At 64.6% G+C, this 17,895-nt stretch carries 16 protein-coding genes and 1 tRNA gene; 11 read left to right on the top strand and 6 right to left on the bottom strand.

What is annotated here, in order from left to right; translation table 11 throughout:
- Positions 1-24: 24 nt before the first annotated feature.
- Positions 25-639: a YidB family protein gene (locus tag H8A95_RS13635; protein ID WP_229183646.1), complete on the bottom strand. Its 615-nt coding sequence runs from the start codon at positions 637-639 to the stop codon at positions 25-27.
- 162 nt (positions 640-801) lie between these two features.
- Between H8A95_RS13635 and H8A95_RS13630 the strand changes: the two genes are divergently transcribed.
- The 3 genes from H8A95_RS13630 to H8A95_RS13620 are packed head-to-tail and all read left to right on the top strand — an operon-like array spanning position 802 to position 2,507.
- Positions 802-1,824, top strand: coding sequence for a 2-dehydropantoate 2-reductase (locus H8A95_RS13630; RefSeq protein ID WP_229183645.1), 1,023 nt, complete (start codon positions 802-804; stop codon positions 1,822-1,824).
- A gap of 40 nt (positions 1,825-1,864) precedes the next feature.
- Positions 1,865-2,062, top strand: coding sequence for a hypothetical protein (locus H8A95_RS13625; protein WP_229183644.1), 198 nt, complete (start codon positions 1,865-1,867; stop codon positions 2,060-2,062).
- Positions 2,063-2,084: 22 nt separating this feature from the next.
- A complete protein-coding gene (locus H8A95_RS13620; RefSeq protein ID WP_229183643.1) occupies positions 2,085-2,507 on the top strand; it encodes a CAP domain-containing protein in 423 nt (140 codons plus the stop codon).
- 21 nt (positions 2,508-2,528) lie between these two features.
- Here the strand turns inward: H8A95_RS13620 and H8A95_RS13615 are convergent, their stop codons facing one another.
- From H8A95_RS13615 to H8A95_RS13605, 3 genes are all read right to left on the bottom strand, one after another.
- Positions 2,529-3,185 (bottom strand): hypothetical protein, encoded by a 657-nt coding sequence (locus H8A95_RS13615; protein WP_229183654.1) that lies wholly within the window; start codon positions 3,183-3,185, stop codon positions 2,529-2,531.
- A gap of 216 nt (positions 3,186-3,401) precedes the next feature.
- Positions 3,402-4,472, bottom strand: a complete 1,071-nt coding sequence (locus H8A95_RS13610; protein WP_229183642.1) for a helix-turn-helix transcriptional regulator — start codon at positions 4,470-4,472, stop codon at positions 3,402-3,404.
- Positions 4,473-4,717: 245 nt separating this feature from the next.
- Positions 4,718-5,356: a TetR/AcrR family transcriptional regulator gene (locus tag H8A95_RS13605; protein WP_229183641.1), complete on the bottom strand. Its 639-nt coding sequence runs from the start codon at positions 5,354-5,356 to the stop codon at positions 4,718-4,720.
- Positions 5,357-5,439: 83 nt separating this feature from the next.
- Here H8A95_RS13605 and H8A95_RS13600 point away from each other — a divergent pair, with 83 nt between their 5' ends.
- The 6 genes from H8A95_RS13600 to H8A95_RS13575 all read left to right on the top strand — a co-directional run bounded on the left by H8A95_RS13600 (position 5,440) and on the right by H8A95_RS13575 (position 12,581).
- The gene (locus tag H8A95_RS13600; protein ID WP_229183640.1) at positions 5,440-6,945 is read left to right on the top strand and encodes a flavin-containing monooxygenase; all 1,506 of its coding nucleotides are present in this window, start codon (positions 5,440-5,442) and stop codon (positions 6,943-6,945) included.
- Between the two features lie 122 nt (positions 6,946-7,067).
- Positions 7,068-7,144, top strand: a tRNA-Arg gene (locus H8A95_RS13595).
- Positions 7,145-7,297: 153 nt separating this feature from the next.
- Positions 7,298-8,725 (top strand): UbiA family prenyltransferase, encoded by a 1,428-nt coding sequence (locus H8A95_RS13590; protein ID WP_229183639.1) that lies wholly within the window; start codon positions 7,298-7,300, stop codon positions 8,723-8,725.
- Between the two features lie 32 nt (positions 8,726-8,757).
- Positions 8,758-10,113, top strand: a complete 1,356-nt coding sequence (locus tag H8A95_RS13585; RefSeq protein ID WP_229183638.1) for an FAD-binding oxidoreductase — start codon at positions 8,758-8,760, stop codon at positions 10,111-10,113.
- Positions 10,113-10,859, top strand: a complete 747-nt coding sequence (locus H8A95_RS13580) for an SDR family oxidoreductase (RefSeq protein WP_229183637.1) — start codon at positions 10,113-10,115, stop codon at positions 10,857-10,859. The genes H8A95_RS13585 and H8A95_RS13580 overlap by 1 nt, the downstream gene beginning before the upstream one ends.
- 78 nt (positions 10,860-10,937) lie before the next feature.
- Positions 10,938-12,581, top strand: coding sequence for a hypothetical protein (locus H8A95_RS13575; protein WP_229183636.1), 1,644 nt, complete (start codon positions 10,938-10,940; stop codon positions 12,579-12,581).
- A 46-nt stretch (positions 12,582-12,627) separates the two neighbouring features.
- Here H8A95_RS13575 and H8A95_RS13570 read toward each other — a convergent pair whose 3' ends face one another.
- Positions 12,628-13,821 (bottom strand): glycosyltransferase family 87 protein, encoded by a 1,194-nt coding sequence (locus H8A95_RS13570; RefSeq protein WP_229183635.1) that lies wholly within the window; start codon positions 13,819-13,821, stop codon positions 12,628-12,630.
- Positions 13,822-14,207: 386 nt separating this feature from the next.
- On the opposite strand from H8A95_RS13570, the gene H8A95_RS13565 reads away from it, so the two are divergent.
- Complete coding sequence (locus H8A95_RS13565) at positions 14,208-15,044, top strand: tetratricopeptide repeat protein (protein ID WP_274617414.1); 837 nt, start codon at positions 14,208-14,210, stop codon at positions 15,042-15,044.
- Positions 15,045-15,252: 208 nt separating this feature from the next.
- On the opposite strand, the gene H8A95_RS13560 is transcribed toward H8A95_RS13565, so the two are convergent.
- Positions 15,253-15,966: a hypothetical protein gene (locus H8A95_RS13560; protein WP_229183633.1), complete on the bottom strand. Its 714-nt coding sequence runs from the start codon at positions 15,964-15,966 to the stop codon at positions 15,253-15,255.
- A 319-nt stretch (positions 15,967-16,285) separates the two neighbouring features.
- On the opposite strand from H8A95_RS13560, the gene H8A95_RS13555 reads away from it, so the two are divergent.
- The gene (locus H8A95_RS13555; protein ID WP_229183632.1) at positions 16,286-17,830 is read left to right on the top strand and encodes an aspartate ammonia-lyase; all 1,545 of its coding nucleotides are present in this window, start codon (positions 16,286-16,288) and stop codon (positions 17,828-17,830) included.
- The last annotated feature ends 65 nt before the right edge of the window (positions 17,831-17,895 follow it).

Genomic DNA, 17,895 nt, shown 5'->3' with positions numbered 1-17,895 from the left:
CCTCAGATGGAATCAACGCTGGCGCTAAAGCCGGCCGTTCAGCTCGTCGCCGCTCGGCAGCCGGCCGTCCGGCGTCAGATGATTGATCGCGTCGGGCAGATACTGGCTCAGGCCCTGCAGCAATTGGTCGCGCGACATGCCGCTCTGCGACGCCAGCGAGTCGATCTGGTCGGCGCCGAGCGCGTTGGCGAGATCGCCGGGCGCGATCTGCTTGTTGGGACCGTTGCTGACCCAGGAATTGGCCGCGTCGCCATGGCCCTTCTGCTGCAATTGATTAAGCAGATCGCCGAGGCCGCCACTGAGCACGGTGCCGGCTGCGCCGCCGGCGAGAAGTCCGCCAAGGCCGCCCTTGAGCAGATCGCCAAGCCCTCCGCCGCCGGCCCCGCCGGGCAGGCTCGCGGTGACGTTGCCGGGGAGCTGCGGCGCCTGTGCTGGCGCCGGCTTTGGCTCGGGGGCGCTTGCGCCCGGCTGGCCGCCGGAGAAATGCTTGACCGCCTTCCAGGCCAGCAACGCCAGGATGGCCATCGTCATCGGCGACATTCCGCTGCCGCCGCCGCTGGAGCTGTCGGATGGTGTGCTTGACGCGCTTGGACCGCGTGGGCCGTTCTGCATGCCGTTGAGTACGTCGAGTAAACCCATGATCGTCTCCTGCCGCAACCGTGCCCCGAGCCGGAAACATAGCTTCGGGCCATGACGGTTACAAGGCGGGCCACCCGGCGGCGGCGCGTGGAAATAGGCAGACAACGCCAGGTCTGCTATCGACGTCTGCTATCGAGCCCTGATGAACGGACGTTTAGCCAGATGAACGAGGACCGGCCGATCGGGATTGCGGGCGCCGGAAGCATCGGCTGCTTCGTCGGCGGCATGCTGGCTGCGTCAGGCCGCCGCGTCGTGCTGCTGGCGCGGCCGCGGCTGATCCAGGAGATCGCGGGCAACGGCTTGCGGGTCAGCAGTTTCGACGGCTCGGAGCGGATGGTATCCGCGGACCGGCTTGGTCTGTCCGACGATCCGTCGATCCTGCGCGACGTTCAGACCGTGCTGGTGACGGTGAAGAGTCCCGACACCGGCGGGATGGCCGAATTGATCGCACGCCATGCGCCTGCCGATGCCGCGATCGTCAGCCTGCAGAATGGCGTCGGCAATGTGCCGCTGCTGCGCGACCGCTTGCCGGGCCGCAGGGTGCTCGGCGGCATGGTGCCGTTCAATGTGGTCGCGCTCGGCGACGGCCGCTTCCATCGCTCGACCTCGGGCGACATCGTGATCGCGCAGGATGACGCCGGCACCGCGGCGCGGCTCTCGGTGCCGGGCCTTGCGATCAAGGCTACCTCCAATATCGACGGCGTGCAGTGGGGCAAGCTGGTCGTCAATCTCAACAATGCGCTCAACGCGCTGTCCAACATTCCGCTGCGGCAACAACTCGCACAGCGCGGCTGGCGGCAATTGTTTGCCGACCAGATGGCCGAGGGCCTGGCTGCGGTGCGCGCCGAAGGCATTGCGCCGGTGTCGCCGACGCCGCTGCCTTCGAGTTGGATGCCGATATTGTTGCGGTTGCCGGACGCGCTGTTCGACATGCTGCTCGGCCGCACCATGAAGATCGATCCCGAGGCGCGCTCCTCGATGTGGGAAGATCTGCAGCGCGGCCGCCGCACCGAGATCGACTATCTGCAGGGCGTGATTGTTGCGATCGCGGATCGCCGCGGCCTCGAAGCCCCATTGTCGCGCCGCATCATCGCGCTGATCCGGAAAGCGGAGGCCGATGGTAAGGGATCGCCCGGGCTGACGCCGGAACAGATACGCGATGGCGGGGACCATGAGCGCCGATGATCGTTCGCCACATCGATCGAACAACCGAGGAGGTGACATCATGAGACGATCCTGCATCATGCTGCTCACGCTTGTCTCGCTTGCCGCCGGTCCGGTTCGTGCGGCGCCGCCGACCGTAGTGCCTTCGCCGGGCTATGATGCGCGCTTGCAAGAGCAGCGCGCGGCGGCGAGCCGCCCGGCCGTGCCCACACACAAGCCGGTTGCGCGTCGACACCACAAGCGCGGTCACGCGCGCTGATCTATGGAAGAGGCTATCCGAGATGAAGCTGCTGGTTCTTGCGCTCGCCCTTCTGCTTGGCCCGGTTGCGACGGCAAGCGCCGCCGATTATGCCGGTTCGATCAGTGCGTATCGGCGCGCCAATCGCATGCCCGCGGTGACGCTCGACGCGAAGCTGAATGCGATGGCGCTGAAGCAGGCGCAGGCGATGTCGGCGACCGGATCGGTCAGCCATTCCGCAGGCGGCAGCTTCTTCACGCGCATCGCGCCGCTGAAGAAGCAGCGCGCCGCCGAAAATATCGGCGCAGGGTTCATCGCCTTCGCCGAGATGCTGAAGCAGTGGGAGAATTCGCCGGGCCATCGCGAGAATCTGTTGATGCCGGGCGCCAAGCGTGTCGGTGTGGCTTTCGTCGACAATCCGAAGTCGCCGTACCGCAGGTTCTGGGCGATGGTGATTACCGACTGACGCTGTCCTGACGCTGCGGCGTCAGTTGCGCTTCGCCAGCTTGGTCGGAGGCGGCGATGTCGGCGTGAACAGCTTCTTCAAATCGTTCAGCCCGTCGGAGAGCCGCGGCCAGTCGCAGGAGAACGTGCCCTTCACGCAACTCGCCGCCTGCGGCCGTACCCTGGGAAGAGGGGCAGCAGCAACCCGCGGCTTGACCGGCCTTGCGACCGGGGCCGGGACTTTCGCCGGCTCGCTGTGCACTGGCTCGCTGTAAAGCGACGCCTGTTGAAGCTGGGGCGGCCGCACCTGCTGCTTGTCCTGCCGCTCGAGCTGCTTGGCATTGAACGCCGCAACGATGCTCGAGCGGCGCTCCTTCTCGAGATAGCCGGTATATTCCTGGTCGATCTTTTTCTGTTCGTCGGGCGTCGGATTGGGACCGGCGATGTCGAAGCTGCGGTCCTGCATGAAGTCGTAATAGGTGTAGCCGCCCCCGGGCTTGCGGCGTCCGGCGAACTTGGCGTTGCAATCGGCGAGTTGTGCGGTCTTGTCTTGCTTGCTCTTCGCCTTCTCGGCGAGGTCGGCGCAATCCTCGAAGTCCTTCGGCGCGCTGCGCCACCATTGCGCGTGCGCGCTGATCGGCGCCAGCGCACAGGCGGCGACGAAAACGGCAACAGCCAACGTCGATGATCGTGATGGCATCACGGACATTGCAACCAAATCCGAACGACACAGAGTGACCGGATTGTCGCCATTTTAGTGACGCTTGTCACCCCTGGAACCCGACGATTTCCCCGAGCTGTGGATCGGCGATCCAGCCGCTGTGACCGGCGGAACACAGCCACGTGCAGCGTTGGAATATTTGAAGAATTCCATCTCAACGCAAATGGAACATCGGAACAATTCGACTTGAATCGTTCACTTCACCCGGTGCAGCAACGCGACGAGTTCCGCCTGCCGATGTGTGCCGGTCTTCTGGAAAATTGTCTTGAGCTGGTTGCGCGCGGTGGCAAGGGCAATGCCGGCCTCCTGCGCGGCCGCTTCGACTGAATCCCCGCGGGCAAGCCGCGTGGCGAGGCGCGCCTGCGCCGGCGTCAGTTCGAAAGTCGCCGCCAGCAGCGCCTGATCGAACGCGGCGCTGCCTTCGAGATCGCGGATCAGCAGGATCGCGCGCGCGCCGAGGAACGGCGAACGCGCCGCCGGAGGTACCGGTTGCATCTGGATCACGATCGGACGCTTGTCGATCCTGCGCACCACGATCGGCGACGACGGTAGTGGGTGCAGGTCCGAACTGTGGGCCAATTGATCGATCAGCCTGGTCAGATCGGCATTGGCCTGCCGGTCGAGCAGAGTGAGGCGATTGTTGCGGATCGCAAGGTCGTGGCCGAGGCAGGCTTCCGCCTGGCTGTTCATGCCGATGACGGCGCCGAAGCGGCCGACGGCGACAGCGGCGACCTGGATCAGATCGAGCGCGCTGGTGATGCCCGATAGCGCGGAGCGGCCGACGACGGTGGACAGCGTCGCAGCTTCGGTCAGCCGCGCTGACACGCGCGAGAGTGCCTTGACCTCGTCGGCGTCGAACATGCCTTCCTTTGGTGAGCGCTGGATGCTCAGTGCCCATAATGCCGGGCCGGCGCGGAAGCCGATCCCCGCGAACCATTTCAGCCCGAACTCACCGAGCGTCGCGTAAAGCGGATCGCGCAGCATCTCGGCTTCGCCTCCGAACAGGTCCGCATCGGTGATGACGTTGGTGCCGGCCAGCATTAGCGGCACGCCGCGTGCTGCGCGGATGTCGGTGAGATGCAGATTGTGCGGGAAATAGGTCTTGGTGAAATAGTCGCTGATCGACTCGGAGCGCGGAATGTCTTCAGTGCGGATATCGCTCTGAAGCATCGCAGCTCCGGTCGCGCCGACGGCCGCGCATACCTCGTCCATGAAGGACGGCCAGGTCGCGGGATCGAGAACCACGTCGCCAAGGCGCGCGGTCACGTCGTCCAGCCTGTGCACGTCGACCAAAGGCTTAAGCTCCGCCTGATGCAGATTTTCGTTGTTTCGCAAGGCGAAACAGGCTGAGCCTAGCTTCGCCCGGTACCGTGCATAAGAAAGCCCGAGCTGCCCGACATGCAAGTGAAATCGACGGCGCTGCCTGCGGCAGGCCCGGCAAACCCTGGCGAAACATGAACGAAAATCGGCGGGTCCGGCTGGCCGGTATGATCCGGCTGCCGCAAAAAGCATCAATCCTGCCGGCGGTCGGCCTCGGTCAGCGCCACCCGGCAGAAGCTGGCGGCGATCGCGACCACATCCTCGACCGGCTGCCGGTAGTGCTTCGACACCCAGCGCAGCGCGATCGAGATGACGGCGCCGACCATGCCGATCGAGAGCAGCGTGGTGGCCGCGCCCTTGTCGTTGCCGTTCGGATCGCGTGCCGGTGGTACCAGGATGTCGCTGAAGACGCGCAAAGCGTCGAGCTTGACGGCGTCGACCGCCGGACTGATGCCGGAAATCTCGAGCAGGAAGACTCGCGCGGGCTTCGGATGCTCCTTCAGCCGCGTGAAATACAGCGTCAGCGCGGCGCGCAGCCTTGCCTCAGGATCGTCGCCGCCGCCAGCGGCGGCGGCCGCCATCTCCTCGTGCAGGTGCCCGACGACATGGTTGTAGGCCGCGATCAGCAGCGCCTCGCTGTTGGCAAAGGATTCGTAGAAATAGCGCTCGGTCAGCTCGGCCGCCTCGCAGATCGCCTTCACGGTCGCGCCGCGATAGCCGACCTCGCCATAGACGTCGATCGCCGCGTCGATCAGCTTGAGCCGCCGCTCGGCGCGGCGTTCCTCGGCGTCCATGCCGCCATAGAGGCGGGCTTTCCGGCTGCTTGTCATGAAATCTATTGACACGGGGGATTGTCAGATGTCAAGTTATCTGACAATATAGATTGTCAATACTGTCACCGGAGGGTCAGGGCATGTCCGCTCATTTCGACGTGTTGATCGTGGGCGCGGGGCTGTCGGGCATCGGCGCCGGCTACCATTTGCAAGCCAACTCTCCGGATCGCAGCTACGCCATCCTTGAAGGCGGCGATTGCATCGGCGGCACCTGGGACCTGTTCCGCTATCCCGGCATCCGCTCCGATTCCGACATGTACACGCTCGGCTATTCGTTCCGGCCGTGGACCGAGTCGAAGGCGATCGCCGACGGCCCGTCGATCCTGAACTATGTGCGCGAGACCGCGCGCGTCTATGGCATCGACAAGAACATCCGCTTCAACCATCGCGTCGTCCGCGCCGACTGGTCATCGGCGGATTCGCAATGGACTGTCGAGGTCGAGCGCGGACCGGAGAAGACGATCGAGCGCTTCACCTGCAACTTCCTGTTCATGTGCAGCGGCTACTACAAATATGAGCACGGCTACACGCCCGACTTTCCCGGCATCGCCGATTTCGCCGGCCGTGTCGTCCATCCACAGCAGTGGACCGACGACATCGACTACGCCGGCAAGAAGGTCGTGGTGATCGGCAGCGGCGCGACCGCGGTGACGCTGGTGCCGGAAATGGCCAAGACCGCCGCCCATGTCACGATGCTGCAGCGTTCGCCGACCTACGTCGTGGCGCGCCCCGATGAGGACAAGGTCGCCAACTGGCTGCGTGCGCGGCTGCCTGCAAAGCTCGCCTACGGCCTCACCCGCTGGAAGAACGTGCTGTTCGGCATGTATTTCTACCGGCTCTGCAAGCGCGATCCGGAGCGCGTGAAGAAGCTGATCCTCGGCGGCGTGCGCCACGCGCTCGGCCCCGACTACGACATCGCCACCCATTTCACGCCAAGTTACAATCCGTGGGACCAGCGGCTTTGCCTGGTGCCGAACGGCGATCTCTTTCAATCCTTGCGCAGCGGCGGGTCGTCCGTCGTCACCGACCAGATCGAGACCTTCACGCCCGGTGGCATCAAGCTCAAGTCGGGCAATGTGCTCGACGCCGACGTCGTGGTGACCGCGACCGGCCTCGATCTCCAGGTGCTCGGCGGGCTCGAGATCAGGGTTGACGGCGCGGCTGTCGATCTGTCGAAGACCATGAACTACAAGGGGCTGATGTACTCGGGCGTACCGAACCTCGCCGCCGCCTTCGGCTACACCAACGCATCCTGGACGCTGAAATGCGACCTGACCTGCGAATATGTCTGCCGCATGCTCAATCACATGAAGGCGAATGGCTATGCGCAGGTGACGCCGCGGCGGAACGACCCTGATGTCACCGAACTGCCCTGGGTGGATTTCTCCTCGGGCTACATCCAGCGCGCCGCCGCCAGGTTCCCCAAGCAGGGCTCGCGCCGGCCGTGGCGGCTCTATCAGAATTATGCACTCGACATCATGACGCTGCGCTTCGGTTCGCTGAAGGATGAGGCCATCGAGTTTCTGCCGGCGCGGCGGGCCGGCGCGACCGATGCGGCCGCGGATCCGGCCCGCCAGGTGGCGTAACGCGCGAAGCGCCAAATCTCCGCGCAACTTCGCTCGCGGCCGCGCCGGGCGCGGGCTGGCGATCACCCGGCGCCTCTGCTATGGGATGGCGGCGCCCGCATGCTTCGGCTTGCGAGCGGTGCGGTCCCGTAGCTCAGCCGGATAGAGCGACGGTTTCCTAAACCGTAGGTCGGAAGTTCGAGTCTTCCCGGGATCGCCATTTTCCGTCTCGTTGCGCTCGCTGTGCGCCGCGGGCGAGGCTTTTGCGGAACGCCTTCCGGCGCAATCTGCCGGGCGTCTGCCTCCCCCAAGTTCACACCAAATTAGGGAAAGCCCGGGAGAATGGGGAGGGGGCCACCGGAAGACCGCGCGTATGCGAGCCAGCGTTCCAGAACGGGTCGAGCAGGGGGGCAGCGATGCCCTTCGCGATCCGCTGCGCGCAAAGGGCCGGCCGCTCGTCGTCGACGTCGACGAAGTCATGCTCCCGGGAAGCGCGTTCGCGGCGGATATCGCATCAGCCCTGAGCCACAGCCTTCACGCATTCATTGCGGCGGTTGCCGCGGCCTTCGGATCGGAAGCGCGATCAGCGCGGGCTGTTGATGCGTCGGGTTTCGATTCCTCGCGCGCGCAATTCGACCACGACGCCGTGACGTTCCTGTTGCAGGCGTTGGGCGAAGGCCGTCCGGTCTATCTCTGTTCAGAAACCTACCCCGAGCCGCTCGTCAGTGCGGTCGCCCAGCATCTCGGCGTTTTCACCGCCTGGGCTGCCGCACCGGACGGCCAATCGCCGGCAGGGCAGGACGAAGAGCTTCCGCCCGCGCTCGGTCAGGGCTTTGACTATTTCGGCAGCGCAGCGGTTGCGTTGCCCGGCTTCGCATCGCGTGTCGCGCGCCCCGCTCGATCGGAGCCTGCCACGCCTGCCACGCCTGCGCGGGCCAGCATGCGCAGCTGGCTGAAGCTGTTCAGGGTGCATCAATATGCCAAGAACGGCCTCGTGCTGGTGCCGCTCCTGACCGCGCACAAATTCGCACTGGGATCGGCGGCGACCTCACTGTTTGCCGTGATCGCATTCTCGCTTTGCGCATCGGGCGCCTACATCCTGAACGACATTCTCGACGTCAAGGCCGACCGCGCGCATCCGGCCAAGCGCAATCGTCCGATCGCAAGCGGCGCCATCGCGGCGTCACAAGCCGTCGGCGCGATGGCCATGGCGCTGGTCACCGCATTTGCGATCGCATTGTCGATATCGCTCGCGTTTGGCGGCGTCCTGCTCGGCTATTTGGTGCTGACGACTTCCTATTCGCTCTGGCTCAAGCGCATCGCGACAGTCGACGTCGTCGTGCTCGCCACGCTTTACACCGTCCGCGTGATCGGCGGTGCGGTCGCGATCAGCGTGCCGATGTCGGAATGGCTGCTCGCGTTCTCGCTGTTCATCTTCATGTCGCTGGCGCTGGTGAAGCGCTATATCGAGCTCGCGAGCCAACCGGACGGTGCCGTGCTGGCGGCGCGGGGCTACCAGATCGAAGACAAGGCGATGATCGCGATCCTCGCGGCCGCGTCGGGCTTCAACGCCGTCGTGATCTTCACGCTCTACATCTCGTCCGATACGGTTCGCGCGCTTTACAGCCACCCGCAACTGCTCTGGGTCGGCTGTCCGATATTGATGTACTGGATCAGTCGCGTGATGCTGTTCGCACAGCGCGGATTGATCGATGACGATCCGGTCATCTTCGCGCTGAGGGATCGCGTCAGCTGGTTTGCCCTTGGCGCGATCGGCCTCATCATGCTCGCTGCAATCTAGCGATGCCGTCGGCTGCGTTGCCAGGAAGCGTGATGTCGAACTCCGGAGTGGGCGCGAGCGGCCTCTCCGGCTGGGGCAACTATCCCAGAGTGTCGACCGAATTGCTGGCTCCGCAGACGCCGGCAGGTGCACGGGACCACCTGCTTGCGCGGTCCGGCGTCGTCGCGCGCGGGGCAGGCCGCGCCTATGGCGATGCCGCGATCGGGACGCAATCCACGATTTCGTCGCGCGGCCTGAACCGGATGCGGAGCTTCGATGCCGCGACCGCCCAATTGACCGTCGAAGCCGGCGTGACCATTGCCGACATTCTTGCCGCGTTCGAGCCGCGCGGCTTCTTCTTGAAGGTCGTGCCCGGCACGAAATTCGTGACGGTCGGGGGCGCGATTGCGGCCGACGTTCACGGCAAGAACCACCATCGCGACGGCGGCTTCGGCAATATCGTCGTTTCGTTCCGCCTCGCGCTGCCGGGCGGTGAGATCGTCACCTGCTGCCGGTCGGAAAATGCCGCGCTGTTCGCGGCGACGCTGGGGGGCATGGGCCTGACCGGCATGATCCTCGATGCGACGCTGCGGCTGCTCCCAATCGAGACGGCCTGGCTGCGGCAGGACACCCGCGTTGCCGGCAATCTCGACGCGGCGATCGATCAACTGGAAAGCAGCGCATCGACAACCTATTCGGTGGCCTGGATCGATTGCCTCGCGCGCGGCGCGGCGCTTGGGCGGTCGCTGGTCTATCTGGCCGAGCACGCCACCCGCCGCGACAAGGATATGCTCGGACCTGACCTCGCGCCTTTCCCCAGCGTTCGCACGTCGCGTCTGTCGGTGCCGGAGCTGTTTCCGGGATGGCTGCTCAATCGCGCCTCGATGCGGGCGTTCAACGAGCTCTACTTCCGCCGCGGTGCCGCGCATCAGGGCAAAGTGCGGCTCGTCCATTGGGATCCCTATTTCTTTCCGCTCGATGCGATCGCCGACTGGAACAGGATCTACGGCCGGCGCGGTTTCGTGCAGTATCAATGCGTGATCCCGCAGGGCCGCGCGCGCCGCGTGCTCGCCGACATTCTGGATCGGGTATCGCGGCGCGGCGATGCGTCGTTTCTTGCGGTGCTCAAGCTGCTTGGCGACGCGAGCGGACCGATGTCATTTCCACTTCGCGGCTACACATTGACGATGGATTTTCCCGTCACCGAAACGCTGTTCGCGTTTCTCGACCAGCTCGACGCACTGGTGGTCGATGCCGGCGGCCGGCTTTACCTCGCCAAGGACGCAAGGCAGTCCCGCGCGACATTCGAATCCGGATATCCCGGCCTCGCGGCCTTGCGGGACATCCGCGAGCAGACCGGGGCGAACACCCGGCTTGCGTCCCATCTTTCAGCACGGCTTGGAATCTGATGACCGGCACAAAATCAATTCTGGTGATTGGCGGCAGCTCGGACATCGGGCACGCGACCGCGCTGCGCTATGCAAGGGAGGGATGGCGCGTGACGCTGGCTGCCCGCGATCTCGAGGCAGCGCAGCGCAACGCAGACGATATCAGGACGCGAAGTGGCGTCGAAGCAACGGTCCAAGCGCTGGACGTGTTGCAGACCGGGCAGCTTGCCGGCTTTGTCGCCGGCCTCTCCGCGCTCCCCGACACCGTTGTGTGCGTTGTCGGGGAACTCGGCGACCAGCTCCGTGCCCAGACCGATCCTGAGCTTGCGACGACAATCATGCGCACGAATTTCGAGGCGCCCAGCCTGTTGCTCGAACTGTTCGCGCAAGCGTTCGAGGCGCGCGGTTCTGGCACCATCGTCGGGGTCAGTTCGGTTGCCGGCGATCGCGGGCGCGCGTCGAACTATTACTACGGCGCGGCCAAGGCCGGCTTCTCGCAATTCCTGTCCGGCCTGCGCAACCGCCTGGCGCTGGCGGGCAAGGTTCGCGTCGTCACCGTCAAGCCCGGGTTCGTACGCACGAAGATGACTGCGCATATGAAGCTGCCGGCGCCGCTGACGGTCCAGCCGGATCGGGTTGCGGAGGATATCTTCCGGGCCGATGTGATGAAGCCGCGTGACGTGATCTATGTAGCCCGGCGGTTCTGGCTGGTGATGACGATCATCTGTGCATTGCCGGAGCCCGTTTTCAAGCGGATGCGCATCTGACGCCGGGCGCATACCGGCGGATTATTGAGGGGCCGCGGCATCTGCCGATCTGGTCCCGGGTTCTAACGGTTGGCCGTCATGTCCCTGTCTGGTCGAGATAGTCTGCACACCGGAGATCGCGATCATGTCGCGGCGGCTTCGGCCGATCGGCCGCTGTTGTCGGGCTCGATCGGGCAAAACGTTCCGCTGGCGACGGCGTTGCTGTGGCTCGGCCTGTTCGTGGTGGTGCTGATCTGCTGCATCGTTCTCTGCGATGGCCGGCTCATCTTCACGCTCGACGACCCCTACATCCATCTCGCCGTGGCCGATCACATCCGATCGGGCGGTTACGGGGTCAACGCGTCCGAGGTCTCGTCGCCAAGCTCGTCGATCATCTGGCCCTACCTGCTGGTCGTGACCGAGACACTGCATCTCGGCGCATTCGGACCGCTGTTGATCAATGCCGTAGCCGCAGCGGCGACGGTCGTAACCTTCCTGCGCATTCTCGAAACGGCGGGGCTGCTCGCACCTGCGCAGGAGAAGCCGCTGTCTTTCTTTGTCGCGCTGCTGGCGATCCTGTCGTCGAGCGCAATTGCCTTGCCGATGACCGGTATGGAACACAGCCTTCACGTCTGGGCTACGATCACGACCTTCGGCGGCCTCGTCGAGGCCGCGCGCGGACGACCGCCGACCCGGATGCACTTCGTTGCACTCGTGCTGCTGCCGCTCATTCGTTTCGAGGGGGCGGCATTTGCGCTTGCGGCGATCGCGGGCTTTGCATTGCTCGGCCGGCGTCGCTTCGCCGGTGCCGCCGCAATCGTGATCCTCTGCGCGTTCGCGGGCTATTTCGCGCGGATGGCCTCCCTCGGTCTTCCACTGCTGCCAAGCTCGGTGTTGCTCAAGTCGCATGTCGCGGAAACCGCCTATGAGGGAACCAGCGTGGTTGCCTCGATCCTCCGCAATCTCGGTGCCAGCTTCGAGGACCCCACCGGCTCTCGCCTGACGCTGCTTGGTCTGGCGCTGGCCTGCGCAATGTGGCCGCTTCGCGTCGACCGCGGCGCGCTGACGGTCTGTGCGACGGTTCTCGTCGCGATCGGCGCGCATCTGGCCTTCGGCCAATACGGCTGGTTCTATCGGTATGAGGTCTACATCGTTGCGCTCGCGGTGCTGGCGCTGCTGTACGCCGTTGCGCGTGCCAGGACGCTTCTGAGCGTGCCGCAATGGACTGCCGCAACACTCGCCAGCGTCGGGTTGGCCGGCCTTGCCAGCGTCGGCTATGTCAGTGCTGCCCTGGAGACGCCGCTCGCCTCACGCGGCATCTACGAGCAGCATTATCAGCTGCGTCGTTTTGCCCAGCAACTCTACGATCGGCCGGTGGCCGTCAATGATCTCGGGCTGGTTGCCTGGAGGAATCCGAACTTCGTTCTTGATTTGTGGGGGCTCGGTTCGGAACGCGTGCGCAAGGCGAAGCTCGCCGGTCATTACGGCCCTGACGAGATGGCCGTGCTCGCAGATCAGTATCACGTCGGCGTCGCCATGATCTACGACAGCTGGTTTCCAAAGGGCGTGCCGGCCAGTTGGAAGAAAGTTGCGATACTGCACACGATTCCGGTAACCGGCGAGCAGGGCGATGTCGACTTCTATATCACTCCGGCTGCGGAGCGGGAGGTCGTCGACAGCGCCTTGAAGGTGTTCGCGTCGACGCTGCCGGCGCGTGATCGTCTCGAAATACTCGCGCGGTGAGGCGGGGCGTGGCCCCACATTGATTCCAATCACGCGTGCCCGCGGCTCAAATTCTTGCAAGCGGTCCTTGTGCCGGGACGGACTGGACCGTTTCAGAACTTGAACTGCGCAGCAGCAGGATTCCGACAATCAGCGCGATGAGCGGAAGGATCGCGAAGCCTCCGATCGAGAGCACGTCGAGCCATTGAGGGTCCTTGTGGGAAGCCGCCATCTGCGTCGCCCGCATGTAGCCGAGGGCGCCGATCGGGATCGGCAGGATGTAGATGATTCCCCGCTCCCACTCGCGCGCGTTCGCCAGCAGCGCCGGCAACAGCAGGGCCAGACCGATGCCGAAGATCAGAAAGTCGTAATCGTAGGCGTAAGGGCTGATGCAGACCGATACGATCGCGGTCAGGCCGAGGCTCTCACGTACGGGCATCTTCCGGTACACCGCAATGAGCACGACGCCGAGCGCGAGGACGGCAACGGCGACCTGGCCGACAAATGATCCCGATGCAGAGAGACCTGCGGTCCGCAGCGCGGCATAGGTCGAGATCATCCGATACAGCGGATAGTAGCCTTGCTCGAGGAAGGCCGACGAGTCGCGGACGCTTTGCAGCAGCGCGGTCCAGATCTGCACGCCGAACAACGCGGTGCAGGCCACTGAGCTGACCAGCACGACTGCGCCGGCCGCGAACACGACGACCCAGGAACGCCGCAGGATGGCATAGACCGCAAATGCAATCGCGAGATGCGGCTTGATGATCATGAGCCCGAGGGCGACCCCGGCGATAGCCGGTCGCTCTTCGAAGAACAGGCAAACCAGCCCGATCAGCGCCGCCGTGAGGAATCCGTTCTGGCCGCACGCCAAAGTGATTCCGATCGTCGGAAAGAAGATGATGAGCACCAGCACGAACTGGCTTCCGGCGATGCGGCGCAGCACTGCGAGGTAGAGTGCAACTGTCGAGGCCGTGAACAGCAGGTAGGCAATCCCGACCGGGATCAGCGCGAACGGCGCGAGCAGCAGGCTGAATTGTGGCGGATAAGTCCACGGCATGAAGCTGTCGTGCCCGCCCGACGCCTCTCTCTGGATGACGATGAGCTTCGCGAACTGGTAGGCTTGGTCCACGGTGCCCTGCCACACCAGTTTTGCGACGATGTAGAAGGCATCGAAATCGACGAGTTCGCGGTCTTGTCCCAGGCCCAGCCGGGAGAACCACGCGGCCTTCAAGAGCACGGCGATGGCGAGAAGTGTGAGCATTCCGCGCGTATAGGCGGTTCGCTTCGACCTGGTCGCCTGAATTGTTTCGAGGGTTGTTGCGTACATCAAGCCGGGCCCTGTTACGGCAATTCAGGCTAGATTGAATAGGTTAAGCAGTCGAAAAATTGCGCGCCAGAGCCTGGTTCGGCGCCTGTCGCCCGACAGCGATGGGATGCATCAAATCGGCCCGTGCAGGCGTTGCAGGAACCGGGCGGTATCTCAGTGGCGGGTTCCGGCGGGTATGTTGACGACATTCCCGGGCGAGCGGTGGCAAGATCGGGCGAATGCTGACGTCTCCAATTATCTCCAACCCGGCTGCGACTTTCGCTGGACGCTTCATCGGCGGCAATGATAACGGCTGGGCAGTCCAGCTCATGACAGGCCGTATGCCGAAACCTCCGCTTCCTCCCAATCGCGGGCCAAGCCCATCTCCGGCTCTGCAGCGCGCGGTCGTCGCATTGCAGATGGGACAGATCGTCGAAGCCGAGCGGCTGGCGGCGGAAGTCTTGAAGGCAAACCGGAACGATGTGGGCGCGGCCTCGATCCTGGCACGGGCGCTGATGATCCAGAACCGCAACGAGGAGGCGATCGCGCCGCTCGAGCGAGCCACGCGCCGCGTCGAGGATCCTGGCCTCGAGACCCTGCTCGGCGCAGCGCTCGGCGGCGCCGGTCGCCAGAACGAGGCGATCGATCTGTTGCGCCGGACCACCGCGCGGCGGCCACCGTATTTGCCCGCATTTCAGGCGCTGGCAGGGCAATTGCACGCGGCCGGTCGCATCGACGAGGCGGTTGCCGTCCTTGAGAACGCGCTTGTTCTTGCGCCCGGGAGCCTCGAGTTTCAACTGCTGCTCGCGCAACTGCTCCCCCAGCGCAATGAGCGCGGCCGCGCGCGCGAGATTCTGGAGAAGCTGCGCACTGCGGCGCCGGGACATCCTGATATTCTGGCCGCGCTCGCGCGCGTGCTGCTGCTCGATGGCGAATATGCGGCTGCGGCCGATCTCTACCGTCAGGTGGTGGCGCAACGCCCCGACGATCCCCTGACGCGTCTCAGCTTCTCCGCCAGCCTTCTGGAAATGGGCGACCGCGCTGCCGGCGAAGCCAATTTGCGCCTGGCGTTGCGTGGCCGGCCGCAAATGATGGGCCGCACGACGGCCGCGCTGACCATGTCATCGCATGGCCGCTTCTTCTTCCGTCCCAGCGGGTTTGCGAAGTTTCTGAGCTAGGCGAGCGAGCCCCTGGGGCGGAATGAGATGAAACGCTCGGGGCAAATCATGTCGCGAGAATGTGAGAGTAAGACCCACCGACCACACAACGTACTCGCTGTCGTCCCTGCCTAGTGCGCAATTGCGCACTAGGCAGGGACGACAAGTGGAGGGAGTATGGCCCCCACCGACATTCGTCATCGCCCCGCAACACGGCCCCGCGCCCGGTCTACGTCCGAAACTGGCGGCGATAGAGTCCGGGCTCGCGGGCCATCCTGTTGGACAGGTCCTGTGCGCGCGACGTTTCATCCGGCGTCATCGCCGCGGTCTGCGCGACCCAGTTTTCGCGCTTCACCGGGAAGCATTGCGCAACCGGCGTGCCCTTTGGCAAGACGCCGTTGAAATTAGTGTCGTGCCAGCGTGCCGGGAAATGGATCCAGCTGTCGTGAAACAGATCGCAGTCGACCATGCCGGTCAGTGTGGTGAACGGTAGGTCGAACCGATTGACCGGATGCGTGAAGAACAGCGAGTAGCCGGCCGGCGCCTCGATGGTCCACAGATTGACGAACTTGATGATGAAGCGATCGGGCTCGAACAGCGGCGAGCCGACCACCTGGCTTTCGTCGTGGAAGCCGACCGGCGAGCGCGGGAATTCCAGTGCGCCCCCGGGCGGAAGGTCGTTATCCCATGTGATCGCACCATTCTCGATCTTGAGATCGCAGACCAGCGGCATCAGGAAACCCGATGTCATCGCATCGACGAATGGCGGGCAGCGCTTGACGGTATCCTCCTCGCGATTGCTCATCGCATTGAAGGCCTGCGTCGGCATCGCCTTGAGCCATCCGGGAAGACCCAACGACGCAGGCACCGGCGGCGGAATCTTGCCCTCGAGCTCCGCCGGGCAGCGGAATTTGATGGCTATCGCTTCGTTGTTGTTGGACACGGCTTTGGCTCTTGGTTCGTTCAGTGTCGGCAGCGCCCTAGCGCCAGTCGATGCTGCTCTAGCACGCGACGACGGGGCGGAGGAAGCAGCCGCACCAGTCGCGGAGCGACCCGCGGTATGGAGCTATAAGTTGTTGTTATCATGACGGATAAGGCACAGCTTTCGACTGCCGGTTCGGCGCACGCCGATGCTGCTTTTCCGTGTCTTTCCGTTCGCCGATGCGCAAGACTTTGCCGATAGGCATTGGCTTTCGACGCCTCTCGGGCGCATCATGACCGGCGTCGCTGACGACAGGTTGCAGCAGGTAACGGAGGGATCGATGGCCGAATCGAAGGTTGAAACCGCCAGGACTGCAGGCACCTCACCACCCTCAGGCGACGGCGGCGGCGTCAGCGAGCTCGCGATCGCGACCGTTCGCACCGTGCCGATCGAGCAGGCGCAGTCGCGCACCGAGCACGATCTGCTCGGCGAGGACGATGTGCCGGCCGATGCGCTGTGGGGCATCCACACCAAGCGCGCGGTGATGAACTTTCCGATCACCGGTGTGCCGGTCGGCCATTTTCCGGAATTCGTCCGCGCGCTGGCACTGGTGAAGCAGGCGGCCGCCCGCGCCAACAAGCGCCTGGGCTATCTCTCGCCGGAAAAGGCCGATGCGATCGACAAGGCCTGCACCAAGGTTGCGACCGACAAGGTCTATGCCGAGTCCTTCGTCGTCGACGCCATCCAGGGCGGAGCCGGCACCTCGACCAACATGAACGCCAACGAGGTGATCGCCAACGTCGCGCTCAAGCTGATGGGCAAGAAGCCCGGCGATTATCACACGCTGCATCCGAACGACGACGTCAACATGGCGCAGTCGACCAACGACGCCTACCCGACCGCGTTGCGGCTCGCGGTGATCTTCGCCACCCAGCCGCTGGTGCGCGCGCTGGATGATCTCGCCTATGCCTTCAAGGGCAAGGCGGTGGAGTTCGCCGACGTCCTGAAGATGGGCCGCACCCAACTTCAGGATGCGGTGCCGATGACGCTCGGTCAGGAATTCGATGCCTTCCATGCCACCGTGAAGGAGGACGTCGCGCGGCTGAACGAGATTTCTTCGCTGTTCCGCGAGGTCAATCTCGGCGCCACCGCGATCGGCACCGGCATCAATGCCGATCCGCGCTATGCGGCGCTTGCGGTCGAGGAGCTGTCGCGGCTGTCGGGCCAGCCGATGGTGCTGGCATCGAACCTGATCGAGGCGACCTCCGACCTCGGTGCCTTCGTGCTGTTCTCGGGCGTGCTGAAACGCGTCGCGGTCAAAGTATCGAAGATCTGCAACGACCTTCGTCTGCTGTCGTCGGGGCCGCGTACCGGCATCGGCGAGATCCGCCTGCCTGCGGTGCAGGCCGGCTCGTCGATCATGCCCGGCAAGGTCAATCCGGTGATCCCCGAAGTGGTCAACCAGGTCGCCTTCCTCGTCATCGGGCACGATCTCACGGTGACGATGTGCGCCGAAGGCGGCCAGCTCCAGCTCAATGCCTTCGAGCCGACCATCGGCTATTGCGTGTTGAGCTCGCTGCGCATGCTGACGGCCGCGATCGATACGCTGACCAAGCGCTGCGTCGACGGCATCGAGGCCGATCGCGAGCGCTGCCGCAGCCTGGTGCAGGGCTCGATCGGGCTGATCACGGCGCTGGCGCCGGCGCTCGGTTATGAAGCCAGTTCACGCGTAGCGCGCCGCGCGCTGAAGGAGAACCGCTCGGTTGCCGACATCGTGCTGGAGGAGAAGCTCTTGACCGAGGAGCAGCTCAACCAGCTGCTCGAGCTTGAAGCCATGACCCGCCCGGCACGCCGGCAGCCGGTGCCCAAGTTGAAGGAAAGTTGAGAGCAAGCGTTACGGTTCCCGCCCGAGGGCCGGACAAACGAAGCCGCCACTCGTCATGCCCGGGC

This window comes from Bradyrhizobium oropedii (genome assembly GCF_020889685.1).
Lineage (GTDB): Bacteria > Pseudomonadota > Alphaproteobacteria > Rhizobiales > Xanthobacteraceae > Bradyrhizobium > Bradyrhizobium oropedii.
Note: the sequence above shows the minus strand (reverse complement) of the source record. Positions and strands in the feature narration are given on the sequence as shown.

What these genes read in the sequence shown, in the direction of transcription:
- H8A95_RS13575 (WP_229183636.1), top strand. Translation starts at nt 10,938, where the DNA reads ATGTCCCTGTCTGGTCGAGATAGTCTGCACACCGGAGATCGCGATCAT.
- H8A95_RS13615 (WP_229183654.1), bottom strand. Translation starts at nt 3,185, where the DNA reads ATGCCATCACGATCATCGACGTTGGCTGTTGCCGTTTTCGTCGCCGCC.
- H8A95_RS13635 (WP_229183646.1), bottom strand. Translation starts at nt 639, where the DNA reads ATGGGTTTACTCGACGTACTCAACGGCATGCAGAACGGCCCACGCGGT.
- H8A95_RS13565 (WP_274617414.1), top strand. Translation starts at nt 14,208, where the DNA reads ATGCCGAAACCTCCGCTTCCTCCCAATCGCGGGCCAAGCCCATCTCCG.
- H8A95_RS13630 (WP_229183645.1), top strand. Translation starts at nt 802, where the DNA reads ATGAACGAGGACCGGCCGATCGGGATTGCGGGCGCCGGAAGCATCGGC.
- H8A95_RS13620 (WP_229183643.1), top strand. Translation starts at nt 2,085, where the DNA reads ATGAAGCTGCTGGTTCTTGCGCTCGCCCTTCTGCTTGGCCCGGTTGCG.
- H8A95_RS13570 (WP_229183635.1), bottom strand. Translation starts at nt 13,821, where the DNA reads ATGCTCACACTTCTCGCCATCGCCGTGCTCTTGAAGGCCGCGTGGTTC.
- H8A95_RS13605 (WP_229183641.1), bottom strand. Translation starts at nt 5,356, where the DNA reads ATGACAAGCAGCCGGAAAGCCCGCCTCTATGGCGGCATGGACGCCGAG.
- H8A95_RS13585 (WP_229183638.1), top strand. Translation starts at nt 8,758, where the DNA reads ATGTCGAACTCCGGAGTGGGCGCGAGCGGCCTCTCCGGCTGGGGCAAC.
- H8A95_RS13590 (WP_229183639.1), top strand. Translation starts at nt 7,298, where the DNA reads ATGCGAGCCAGCGTTCCAGAACGGGTCGAGCAGGGGGGCAGCGATGCC.
- H8A95_RS13555 (WP_229183632.1), top strand. Translation starts at nt 16,286, where the DNA reads ATGGCCGAATCGAAGGTTGAAACCGCCAGGACTGCAGGCACCTCACCA.
- H8A95_RS13580 (WP_229183637.1), top strand. Translation starts at nt 10,113, where the DNA reads ATGACCGGCACAAAATCAATTCTGGTGATTGGCGGCAGCTCGGACATC.
- H8A95_RS13600 (WP_229183640.1), top strand. Translation starts at nt 5,440, where the DNA reads ATGTCCGCTCATTTCGACGTGTTGATCGTGGGCGCGGGGCTGTCGGGC.
- H8A95_RS13625 (WP_229183644.1), top strand. Translation starts at nt 1,865, where the DNA reads ATGAGACGATCCTGCATCATGCTGCTCACGCTTGTCTCGCTTGCCGCC.